The sequence below is a fragment of the Leptospira ognonensis genome, assembly GCF_004770745.1.
Classification (GTDB): Bacteria; Spirochaetota; Leptospiria; order Leptospirales; family Leptospiraceae; genus Leptospira_A; species Leptospira_A ognonensis.
This window is the reverse complement of the sequence record NZ_RQGD01000014.1, coordinates 240839-252825: the sequence shown is the minus strand read 5'-3', so window position 1 is coordinate 252825 and position 11987 is coordinate 240839. Positions and strand designations below refer to the sequence as shown.

Annotated in this window: 11 protein-coding genes; 3 read left to right on the top strand and 8 right to left on the bottom strand. The window is 38.4% G+C overall.

All coding sequences use genetic code 11. From position 1 onward, the window contains the following. Positions 1 to 41: 41 nt before the first annotated feature. From EHQ58_RS04960 to EHQ58_RS04925, 8 genes are all read right to left on the bottom strand, one after another. Positions 42 to 812 carry an SDR family NAD(P)-dependent oxidoreductase gene (locus tag EHQ58_RS04960; protein ID WP_135622752.1) on the bottom strand — a complete coding sequence of 257 codons (771 nt, stop codon included), beginning with the start codon at positions 810 to 812 and terminating at the stop codon, positions 42 to 44. A gap of 8 nt (positions 813 to 820) precedes the next feature. Next, entirely contained in the window at positions 821 to 1537 is a 717-nt protein-coding gene (locus EHQ58_RS04955; RefSeq protein WP_135622751.1) for a hypothetical protein, read from the bottom strand. Further along, positions 1537 to 2805, bottom strand: a complete 1269-nt coding sequence (locus EHQ58_RS04950) for an AfsA-related hotdog domain-containing protein (RefSeq protein ID WP_135622750.1) — start codon at positions 2803 to 2805, stop codon at positions 1537 to 1539. The genes EHQ58_RS04955 and EHQ58_RS04950 overlap by 1 nt, the downstream gene beginning before the upstream one ends. A gap of 148 nt (positions 2806 to 2953) precedes the next feature. After that, positions 2954 to 3430 (bottom strand): antibiotic biosynthesis monooxygenase family protein, encoded by a 477-nt coding sequence (locus tag EHQ58_RS04945; protein WP_135622749.1) that lies wholly within the window; start codon positions 3428 to 3430, stop codon positions 2954 to 2956. Further along, on the bottom strand, positions 3427 to 4212 hold the full coding sequence (locus EHQ58_RS04940; RefSeq protein WP_135622748.1) for an SDR family NAD(P)-dependent oxidoreductase: 786 nt from the start codon (positions 4210 to 4212) through the stop codon (positions 3427 to 3429). Before EHQ58_RS04940 ends, EHQ58_RS04945 begins: the two co-directional genes overlap by 4 nt. A 5-nt stretch (positions 4213 to 4217) precedes the next feature. After that, positions 4218 to 4649 carry a DUF2141 domain-containing protein gene (locus tag EHQ58_RS04935; RefSeq protein ID WP_135622747.1) on the bottom strand — a complete coding sequence of 144 codons (432 nt, stop codon included), beginning with the start codon at positions 4647 to 4649 and terminating at the stop codon, positions 4218 to 4220. An 88-nt stretch (positions 4650 to 4737) separates the two neighbouring features. Next, positions 4738 to 9069 carry an efflux RND transporter permease subunit gene (locus tag EHQ58_RS04930; protein WP_135622746.1) on the bottom strand — a complete coding sequence of 1444 codons (4332 nt, stop codon included), beginning with the start codon at positions 9067 to 9069 and terminating at the stop codon, positions 4738 to 4740. Beyond that, a complete protein-coding gene (locus tag EHQ58_RS04925) occupies positions 9066 to 9677 on the bottom strand; it encodes an RND family efflux transporter (RefSeq protein WP_135622745.1) in 612 nt (203 codons plus the stop codon). The genes EHQ58_RS04930 and EHQ58_RS04925 overlap by 4 nt, the downstream gene beginning before the upstream one ends. Positions 9678 to 9790: 113 nt before the next feature. Between EHQ58_RS04925 and EHQ58_RS04920 the strand changes: the two genes are divergently transcribed. From EHQ58_RS04920 to EHQ58_RS04910, 3 genes are all read left to right on the top strand, one after another. Further along, on the top strand, positions 9791 to 10432 hold the full coding sequence (locus EHQ58_RS04920; protein ID WP_135622744.1) for a TetR/AcrR family transcriptional regulator: 642 nt from the start codon (positions 9791 to 9793) through the stop codon (positions 10430 to 10432). Beyond that, positions 10429 to 10608: a hypothetical protein gene (locus tag EHQ58_RS04915; protein WP_135622743.1), complete on the top strand. Its 180-nt coding sequence runs from the start codon at positions 10429 to 10431 to the stop codon at positions 10606 to 10608. Before EHQ58_RS04920 ends, EHQ58_RS04915 begins: the two co-directional genes overlap by 4 nt. 243 nt (positions 10609 to 10851) lie before the next feature. Beyond that, on the top strand, positions 10852 to 11985 hold the full coding sequence (locus EHQ58_RS04910; protein WP_135622741.1) for a GGDEF domain-containing protein: 1134 nt from the start codon (positions 10852 to 10854) through the stop codon (positions 11983 to 11985). The last annotated feature ends 2 nt before the right edge of the window (positions 11986 to 11987 follow it).

Here is an 11987-nt window from a genome sequence, read left to right as displayed (position 1 = left end):
TCGAAAAAATCTAAGTTTGTAAAACAAAATACATTACGGAATCACCATTTTCCCGAACTAAAACCCCCGTCTACGGCAATCGTCGTGCCTGTGACGAAAGACGACTTACTGGAACAGAGCCAGGCAATCGCATTCGCAATCTCCATAGGTTCTCCAAATCGATGCATCGCGGTCAAATTCAACTTTTTGGCAGTCCGCTCTGGATTGGCATTTAGCCTCTCGATACTATTCATACCTCCCATGACAGGTCCTGGTGCAATGGCGTTGATGCGAATATTTTTTTGAGCGTAGTCAATCGCTGCCGATTCCGTAAGTGATATTACCGCTGATTTACTTGCACAATAGGCAGCCTGCATAGGCATAGAAACCAGTCCTGCAACCGAGCTATTATTTACGATGATACCCTTACCTTTTGAAAGCATTGCACGTATTTCATATTTCATACAGTAAAAAAGTCCAGTCAAATTAACATTGATTATATTTTTCCATTCTTCGTCTGCGAAATCAGCGAGAGGCGTATGGGATTTTGAGGTTATACCTGCATTATTCACGGCGATATCAACTCCACCGAAGGCACTCTCAATATAATCGATCATGGACTTAACTTCTTCTTGGTTTGAAACATCACATGGAATGTACTCATTTTTTCCCTGAAAGTGTGATAATGACTGTGCGGCTTCTCTCCCCTGCTCTCTGTTTCGACCCGAGATAAAGACATTGGCACCCTCGGAGGCAAAAAGTTCAGCAGTCACGAGACCCATTCCACTCGTCCCACCGGTAATTATTACGTTTTGATTTTTAAACTCGTTCATATGTCTTTTCACTCTTTCCTTGTTTCGCCTATACTCCAAATGCAATCGCCTAAAACGTCCTTTTGAATCCTCTCCAAAAAGAAACGATCGATTTCTTCTAATGAATTTATGATATATTTGACGCCAAAATTTTGCATTTCCGATCTCTGAAAGCTGTATTCAAATTTTGTAGAGAATCCGACAAAAGGAACTTGGAGAGAATGACACGCCTGTGCAATGGTAAACTCTTCATCAATGAATAAAGCCTCCGAAGGTTTTACACTTTGGAACCGAGATAAAATTTCCTGAACTCCGGGTCGGAAATCCTTTGTTTGTATGTATTTTTCTTCACTAAAATAGGAACTTAACGAACCGACATTCCCTAAAAAATATTCCATCGGAGCCCCACCGTACGAAATGACCTCATATCCAAAAGATTTTAAGAGGATTAGAAAGGATTCAACGCCCTGATTTAGTTTTATTTCATGCGTCGCTTCATAAAGTTTTCGTTCCGTATAATATAGATTAATGACATCCTCTGTTGAGATCGTTAAATTTAAATGTTTGATGATAAAATTTGCAGCATGTTTTTGTGATTTCGCGAAAATATTATTCTCAATTTCAGCCGAGTAAACTCCTCCCAATTTTTGTATTACATTAAATATGATTGGTGCTAAAATGTTTTCAAGAATGACACCATCAAAATGAAGAAAAACATAACGGATCGGGCCTCTGGAAACACCCACTAGTACAAATCTCTTTCTTCTATCAATCTCCCGAATCTTCCAATCGCCTCTTTTAAGTTTTCCGTATCAACGTTTGTCATTTCGATGATAGAAAAACCAGCGAGAAAGGTGTCTTCTTCTTCCCTTTCCACTCGAGTCCATGTATTTTTACATTTTCCGTGCACGAATCCGGCTATATCGAAATGCATAAAAAATTCCAAATCTTCATTTTCAGTGAACTGTTTTGGCGGGAGTGCACCTTCTGCTTTTACCATAAATCCCCCAACAGAAAAATTTTCGATATGACAAACCCACTTTTTCATTTGATCGCCTTCTAGGTAGCGAATGGATATATTATTACGAAATCTTTCACTTGGACGAAACCTAGGATCAATTTCATAAAGTTCTTGTTGTCCAGACTTCAATCGTTGGTAGACTTTTAACGGAAGGATCGTAGCAATCGTAGTTACCTTGCTAATTTCAACATTTTCCTGGTAGACTGTAATCTCAATATCAACAAAATTCCAAGTTTTATCTTTTGCAAATTTTACATCCTTTGCAATGGCACGCATTTTGATGGGCATATTGACTTTGGCGTATTGGTAAAATTCGCTCTTTAAAGATTGGAGGAGAAATGTAACACCTTCAAAGGGTACAGAGCCAAATTTATGACAAATGGCAATGGCAAACTGACGAGCCGCTTCGGTAATTTGCATGCCCGAAACATGTTTCAGGTTAGGTGGTGAAAAGAATTTATGTTTTGGAGATGTGTAAAGATTTGCGAAAAAAATAAACTTTTTTTCGATTTCCTTTACCGATTCTAATATCTCCGAGATCATAGCCTTCTGAACGTTATTGATATGAAGACTTTTTAAATTAAACAATTTCAACATCTTAATCTCATCGGATTCGGTGATCGAATGACGCAATATATAGCGTTCCAACCCCTCGTCTAATACGTAGAATTTGAGTAGATAATCCTTATCTTCCCTGGTAATGTAATCTTGTGCGAAAAAAGCATTCGCAATATCCACTCGAATTCTTTGTGGAATGGTTCTGAGGATATACGCTTCCCCATTCGCTCCGTTTCTACGTTCGTAATAATTTTGTAAAAAGTTGAAATCTATCTCTGAAATCTGAGATTTAAGAGGTTTTTCAAAATGTTCAATCGAGATCTCCCGAGGGAGGGCTCTTCTTAGATTCGATATAAAGGAATCTTCCTGGAGGTAAACTCTTGTATACGTTTTATCTAATACAATAACCTCTGGAATTTCAAGATTAGTTTTCATTTAATTTCTACTACCATTGTAAAATAAAAATTAAATTTCAAGAGTTTATTCGCTTTACTGCCCTAAAATTCTAGGATAAAGCCTCGTTTTTTCATTGTTAGAGGTTATCTAATGTTAGTTTTCCTTGTTTTTTGCGAAAATCGACGAATCATTCTTTTCTTCCTTCTTCGTCAATGAGCTTTTCAACAACATCCCATCCAATTGGCATTTCCTTCCAGGCATATTTGCCCCTATAAAACTTACTCGTTTTGACAGCAGGGGCACCTTCTCGCATGGCGCGTTCATGTTCTCTTGATGCAACAAACTGTTCCAGTGCTTCTTCACTTGTCCATACAGTAAGTGTCCAGGCCCGCGGTCCTAGGATCTCTTTTCGTATCGCTCCTCCTAAATAGCCCGGCATTTCATCTAAGCTTTTGCGTACCGAAGTCACGCGCTCCCAAAATGAGCTTTTATCAGAGGAAGTTCCAGTGATTTCCACTTCTGTCAAGGCGAGGATGACAATCGTTTCTGGAGTCATTTCGACTTGATCAAGTTTTGCACTTCTTTGAAAGGGTGTGGCAACGGCACAACTGGTGATCCATTGCCAGACAAATAAGAAAACCATGATTTGAACCCTCTTTTTCATGTTTTCCCAAACACCATCGAGGCCATAATTTTTTTTAAAATCAAAGAGCGCAGATTTCTTGGTAAAGTTGATAATGAGTAACCTAAAAATTTTGATAAAAATCCAGGACGCACTGTTGCGGATTTACCAAGTTCAGATAACGAAATTTTGGCAATACCGTTTGGTGATTGCGACATCCCCATTTTCATCCCTGCTCGTCCACCAAACCCCGAATTGACGGGCCCTGGTGCGACCGAGAGAACATCTATTCCCTTACCACGATTTTCGCCGTACAATCCTTCCGCAAAACTTTGTACAAATGCCTTTGAAGCCGCATAAGTTGCTGTCCATGGCACCCCTTGAAAACCTACAAGAGACCCAAATAAAATTAAGCCTAAACTTTCTTTGCCTTCGGATCGTTTGATAAAATGATGAGAGAGTTGTACAATACTTCTGCAATTCAAATCCACGATGTTGAGCTCTGTATCAACTGGTAAGGAGGCAAATTCGCCTCCTGATCCAAACCCAGCGGCGAGCACGACGATCCCGAAACTGAATTCTTTTGTCTCCTCTATTAAAGAAGAGACGGATTTTGAATCACTCAAATCTTTCGAATGGATTGATACAGAGACATCGAATTTTTCTCTCAATTCATTTCGGACTTCCTCCAACTTCCCTTGATTCCTAGCAACAAGGTAGAGAGAGAATCCTTGTTTAGCCAATTCAAAAGCGAAATCTTTTCCGATTCCCTCACTTGCACCTGTGATAAGAGCAGACTTTCTGTATTTGTTTAAATTTTTCATAAGGATTATGGATTCAATTTAATCTGAATGGTTTTGTTAGTTGTTAACTGGAAACTTGCTTCTTCAAACGTCGGGGGACCGAAAGTATGCATCGGCGCATTATTGGAAACACCCCAAGGTTCCTTTGGCATCCCTATCATCGTTTTGTCCATGCCCCCGTTTCCATTCAAATCTTCAAGAACGGCAACTGCGTATTTTTTTAAAGCCAATCCTTTAAACTTACAAATCGGCTTGTTCTCCTTTTCGATTACAGCGATCACACCGAGTAACCTCTTGCTCGAATCCGAAGGGAAACCATCTGCTGACTCAAATATGGCACAGCTGATTATGGATGAATTCGAGATCCGCCGCTGGACTTCCACATCCAGATCAATTGCTTGAAGTTGTGATTGAAAAATTGCTAAAAATCCTGCGATCACTATGCCCGTTTTTTTCATAAAGTTCTCCTATGTTGTCATTGTAAACTATGTAGATATTGTCTACATTTATAAAATACTCAGTTCTTTGTCAAATTTTTTTTAGCTTTTAAATGTCATATCCAATCCCGAGTACATTCCGATAGCGTATCAGTCGCTCAATGAGATCGATTTTACTCATTTCATATCTGTCTTTTTCCTCGGAGTAAAGGATTTCGGCATCAATCCAAGAGTTGATGTTTGACTTTCCTGTTTTTGACCTTTCATATTCCTTTTTAGAAGCATTTTTTGATTTGATGACATTTGTTTGTCGGATGCTCACTTCATATTTTTTGACTTTAACTTGTGTGAGCGAATCTTCTTTCTCTAGTGTGAGTGCTCGCACTAAATCATTAAACTCTTCTCTCGTGCTTCTGATTTCCGATTCGGTTTCTTCTATACGAATTTTTCTAACGCCACCATCAAAAGGATTAACGCTCACTCCAAGTGAAAGTTGCCCCCAGTTATCTGTGTTAAATTGATTGTTGTTCAAATAAACGTAACTTCCCTTAGCAACTAACTTTGGTAGGGCTTCATACTCTATTGATTTTTTCTTTTCCTGAAGTGCTAATATTTTCTTTCGGATTGACACAAGTTCTAATCTCTCAGGATTCTCTTCATTTTCTCGCAGAACTTCTAATTCCTCTTCTTTCGGAAGGATACCGATTACAATGTCTTCATCCATTCCTAAGTTCCTTCTTAATACTAGACCGGCGACCTTCTCTTTCTCCTCTAATTCTTCCAGGGATATTTTTGCTTGGCTCAACGCTTGTTCTATTCGGAACAATTCGCTTTCCGTAACTTGCCCGATCGCGTATAATCTTTTCAGTTCGGCAAATCGGATACCCAAGGACTGTTTTAATTCCATTAAATTTTGTTTTTTGATTTTGATCCGATGAATCGTAACGAATGAGAGCAAGGCTTCCGATTGCGATGTTTCCTTAGCACGATAAGACAAGAGACGTTGCGCTTCTTCTGAATAATCAAGGGCCTTTGAAACAGCAAACCAATTTGCCGGATCAAATAATGTCTGTTGCAATTCAACACCACCTGTCCAATAGCTAGGATTGATTCCTGCTACAACCGGCAAACTAGCATTTGGAAATAAGGTTTTATTTCTGTCTATATGCTCAACAGATAGTCCTAATTTCGGATAGTAAACTGCATGCTCGAATTTCTCTTTCTCAAGATTTTTTCTCTTCCATTCTTCCCAGGCAATCTTTACCCTCGGCGACTCCTCGGCTTTCCTAACAATATCCTTCCAAGTCAAGACAGGTGAATCTGCTTGGAGAGGAAAAGAGAATGTTGCGATCAATCCAATGATATAAATGTAAGGAATTAATTTCCGAATTTTTCCGAGATCAAAATTCTTTCGTTTTCGTTTTACGTCCGGCTTCTCACTGAACGCTAGATAGGTTGCGGCTGGAACAACCAGTAAAGTCAATAAAGTTGAGACTAGGAGACCAGAAATCATCGTCCAAGCAAAGGGAGGCCATAATGTTGCATCCGTCAAGGCAAGGGGTAGAAGACCAGCAATCGTAGTTAAAGTTGTAAGAAGGATGGGTCTGATCCGCTTTGATAATGAAAATTCTATTGCGATACGTATCGAATCTCCTTTTGCCGTCGCTTGACCAATATAATCTAATAATAGAATCCCATTGTTCACCACGATCCCTACCAAAGCAAAAATGCCAAGGAGGGACAAAAAACCAAAGGGTTTTCCAGACAATAACAATCCCGGGACGACACCAATCATAGAAAGAGGAACGGTGAGTAATATGATGCCCGTTTTTTTCCAGCTACCGAATTCGAGTAATAAAAACGAAATCAAAACCATCATGCCTAGTGGAGCAACCGCAATCAGAGATTGATTGGCACTTCCCGATTCTGCTTGTTCTCCTCCGAATTCCCACCTAACAGACTCTGGAAATTGAATCTTCTCCAAACGAAGCGCAAGCATTTTGGTAAGCGCCTCTGCAGAATACCCATTTGTGACCTCTGCAAAAAAATTGACCCCTGTTTCTCGATTTCTCCGATACAGCAGTGAAGGTTCCCATATTAATGTTAGGTGAGTAACAGAAGAAAGTTTTAATGTTTCCGTTCTAGTAGAAACTAGGGGACTTTCTGAAATGGTAGAGGGTAAAATGGAATCCTTACTGAGAGTTCTAAGTACAATGGGAATTGGCCTTTCCCCTCCCCTATAAAATCCTATAGGTAAGCCTCGTGTTTGTGATAAAATAGAAAGCGTAACATCCGATCTAGAAGTACGATATCTAGAAAGCGAAGCATCATCGCTCTCCCAATTCAAAACTGGTGTTCCTACACCAAGATCGGAGCGAATGTCTTTTAATCCTTTTGTTTTGTAAAGTGCCCTTAGAATTTCTTGATGAGATTTAAATAAGTCATCTTTATTTTCTGTAAACAATCTAATTTCAATAGGAGCTTTCACCGGTGGGCCTTGTTTTAATTCCTGTAATACGGCAATTCCAGAATACAATTTCGTATCTAAAATTTTTTGAAAATCTTTTTTGAAGACTTCTTTTTCCTTGATATTCTCCAATTTAAGAATGAACTGTGCGATTTGTGGGCTATTTGGTGATTGAGTTAGATTATAATAAAATAAAGGAACTGTCCTACCAACAAACACATTTATAGATTTTAATCTCTTATCAGATTGCAACCAGGATTCTACCTCTCTTGCGACCTCATTTGTTTTTGAGATATCCGTTCCTTCTGGCAATCTTAGATCTAAAATCAGTTGGTCTCGGTCGGCATCAGGAAAGAATTTTTTTGGCAAAGAGCCAAAGCCTGCCATGGCAATCAAAAATAAGACAACAGCTCCTAACAAAATCGTTGTTGCGTATCCGGGTATCCATGTACCAATCTTTCGTGCCACAATTTCATAATAGGAAACCTTAGTTTTCCGTTTTGGTCTTAAAAATATGGCCCCTAGAAGGGGAGTCACTAAGAGTGCAAATAAAAAACTAACTGAAAGAGTTAGCATATTAATGATAGGAATGGCACGAGTAAAATCTGCCGAATTGCCGCTCGACCCAAGAAGGGGAATGAAAGACGCAAGAGTGGTCCCTGTGGCACTAAATAAAGGGAATGCTAAATTCGAGATCGTAACTTTAACAGACGAAATCAGCTCGGATCCTTCATCAATTTTTTCTTGGATGCTTTCTAAAACGACAATCACATTATCTATCAAAAGTCCGAGAGCCATGACAAAAGCGGCAATTGAAATCTGATGCAGAACTCCACCAAACATTCCATAAATACCCAAACTAATGATAGCAATAACTGGAACGATGATTGCAGAGAGAATGCCAATCCTAAAACCCATCATACTAATCAGAACTAGCGCAACTATCAGAATACCAGAGAAAAGATTCCATCCAAGTTCAGAGAGTCTGCTTGCTACATAACTTGGTTGCGAGTTGATGATCTCGGCATTAAGCAAGGGATTTTTGATCTGCCATTTTTTTACCACCAATTCGATTTGCTCTCCAAATTGGACAAGATTGATATTATTTTTAGCAACAATTCCAAGACCAACGGCAGGTGATCCTCGTGAGCGCATAATTTCAGTTATAGGAAATTTGGGTTTTGATTTTACTTCACCAAGATCTCCGATGCTCCTTAACTCTCCCCCAGGCAACGGTATACTTAATTGTGAAATCGATGGAAGGTCTCCAAACCATCCATCCGTTTTTACCAATGCTTTTTGAGTGTTGAGCCGCATAGTTCCTGGTGGGATGCTATGATTCGCAGCGGAAATCCAATCCGAGAAAAATCGGAGAGATATCCCCTTCTCCTCTAAAATTTTTTTAGGAATGAAAATTTCAATCTCTTCTTCTGGATCGGCGATTCGATTTACCTTTGCAACATTTTGATTTTTAAGCAACTCCGTCCGAAGTTTATCAATTTCGTCCTTCAAATAGAGAACATCATCTGAGCCTGTTAGAGCAATTAAAATTGTTTCCTGCTCAGTAACTCTTCGATTTAAATCCCATGGTTGGAGGCCAGGTGGATATTTTGTTTCAATCTTTTTTATCGCGTCCTCGATTCTTTTCCAAGCATCATTGATCTCCTGATCACTGCCTAAATTGTCCTGAAGTCTTATTTCAGCGATCATCACCTCAGGACGAACTCTAACTTCTAATGTTCGAATAGAAGGGATTTCTGCCAGGGCTTCTTCCGTTGGAATCGTCACTAAGCGACTCATCATTTCAAGTGTTGCCCCAGGATATACGATCTTTAACACACCAAATCTCTCTTTTAATCTAGGGTCCTCTTCTCTTGGCATAACGAAAAATTCTAAAATCCCAAGAAGGGCAAAGAATGTGAATATTGTAAAAATTAAGCTTTTTCTTTCTAAGACAAAATTTGCAAATTTCATAGATTTACCTTAACAGTCATTCCATCAATCATTTCGCTTTGCCTGGAGCTTATTAGAATATCACCTTTTTCTAGTTTGCCCATTATGATTGCCTGGTCATTCGCTACCTCGATTACATTTACTTGTAAGGTTGAAACTCGCCCGTTAGAAAGCTTGATCACATATTGATTTTCACCAAGTGGTGAATAAATGACATTGATTGGTACACTCCAACCTTGTGAATTTTTAATATAAAAATAACCGTCAAGTTCCGCCGAATCAATCCAACCTTCGGGGAAATGGAAGCTACTCAGTATCTGTGCGTCCTTATAGGTGATACTTACAAAAAAGGAAGGTGCATTCAGATAGGGTAGATTCAATTGAATCTTACTAGGTTTATATGCTAATAATTGATTTTTGTATTTAGAATCAAATACGAGAGAATATTCATTCTTTCTGCTTCCACGAACCACTCTGCTCCGAATCAAAATTTCTTGAATCGGAAAGGAATTCTCAACTTGATAACCTTTCGCGAATAGAGTTGGTATCTCATACTCCATTTCTTTCCCACAGAAAGATAAAATGAAAATCGAATAAGATATACCGAGATTTCTAAAAAATGGAGCCATGATTCCCTCAATGTAGACATCGACTACAATAAAGTAGACTCTGGCTACATGCGAAAAATCTGTCAACGTAAAAAAGTAGACAATATCTATATTTAAATTTTGCTGAACAGGCTATGTTAGAAAGAAGGAAACCAAAAAAAGGCTACCATCATGGGAATCTTAGAGAGGCGATTCTGAATGAATCGCTGATTTGGATCAAGAAGAAAGGTGTTGAATCACTTAGCTTAAGAGAAATAGCTAAAAAGATTGGCGTTACTCACTCCGCCCCAAATAAACACTTTTCAAAGAAGGAATCCTTACTTGCGAGCCTCATAGAATTGGGCTTTATCCAATTTAAATCAGCATTGATTGATGGGAAAAAGGAAATTGAAGTGCATCCGAGAGAGGCTTTTATTGCGATGGGAATCTCTTACCTGCGATTTGCCAACGAAAATCCAGAATTGTACAGACTTATGTTTTCAAATAGCGTACATGATCTATCAGAATATCCAGCATGTGAACTGGCAGGCATGGAATCCTTCAATGTATTATTATCAGCGGTTGTCACATTGCAAGCGAATGGGATCCTAAAAAAAGGTGATCCGAAGGAGATGGCTTATATGATTTGGTCGTTTACACATGGTTACGTAATGCTAGTGTTAGATGGGCGCTTACAAGGTATCGATTCAAAACAGAAAAATTCCTCGTCTCAACTTTCAAGTGAGGCAATGTTCACATCTCTCATGCAACAGATGGGAGGAGGATTATTAGTATGAAGCCAGAAAAAATTGCAAAACATCTTAAAACTGGAAATCTTTACGAAATTCTTGGCGAGGCAAAAAATTGTACCAATGGACCCACGGATGGCCAAACAATGATGATTTATAAAAACGAAACGCTTGTCTTTGTAAGAGAAAAAAATGAATTTTATGAAAAGTTTACAATTTTATAACTAAATAGTTTTAAAAAATCAAAAGGTTCGTTCTCACTGGGAAGTCCCTTGAAAGTAATTTTTCGTCACGTTTCATTTTTTTAAATGACAAAGATATCCTTAACAACATTTTTTTGATTCTAAAACTTAGAATCAAACTGAGTTTCCCTGTTAGATCGCCTTCAGATGCTAAATATATATCAAAAAAACATTTTTTTACGATGTTTTATCGATTTCATTTGATTCGTCAAATGATGTACAGAAATGTTTTTAGAAATATGGCATAATATCCTTCTGCATCGCAAGTATCTAAATCAGGAGGAACTATGGGAATTTCAAAAAGAACATAATATTCGAACTTTTACCATCGGTAGCATTCTCGTTATCCTAATCTCCTTTCTCTTCGCAGTGCAAAGTTATCTGACACTCGATACAAAGACTAACAATCCTTTTGGGAAAATCTCTTATCTTTACATTTACCTATCATCGGGAGTTATGAGTATACTCTTTCTAACTTTCGTTTCCACCGCACACCAAAAAGCAAAGAAGAGCTCTCTTTTGCAGGCATTACTAATCCTTTATCCCATGTATATTCTTTCTACTGCAGCTCTTCTCAGTGCCTTAAGTCTATTTGATATCCATGACATGACGGCGTATTTATTAGCCTTAATTTCAATTTCGATTCTTTACTCTGGTTCTCCAATCTCTTATATTTTTTTTAATTTTTGGTCTATGGCAAACATTGCAGCATTTATTCATTTCTTTGATACTCCTCAATGCCATCAAAACTTCCTGATGAATATGGTATCATTTTCGATAGTAAGTATATTCTTAAGTGCTATTGCTCAATACAGCCGTATTCAAAATCAAATCTTAACAATCGAACTAAGAGCATCAAATCAAAAATTAAGTGAGTTATCCATTCGAGATCCCTTGACTCATCTCTACAATCGAAGATTTTTTATCGAATTTTTAGAAAATCGAATTTTACTGAGTCGCAGAACGAAAGAGCCTCTACTTGTCATGATATTGGATATAGATTTTTTTAAACAGGTCAATGATACTCTTGGTCATACAATAGGAGATCACGTCATCCTTGATATTGCATCTATTCTCAAATCTAGTGTAAGAGAATCTGATGTAGTTGCTCGGTATGGTGGAGAAGAGTTCGTGGTCGTACTGCCCAACGCTCACATAGAAGCAGGTTTAAAGATTGGAAAAAGGATTCTAACCACCTGTCAGAACCACAAATTTGAAACAGTTCCTTGGAGTGTAACACTCAGCGCGGGGATAGCAAAGCTTACTGAGGAAGATGATGCCGCTTCTCTCTTATCAAGAAGCGACATTTATTTATACAAATCGAAACAGAACGGACGAAACCAAATTCACTCGGATTGATA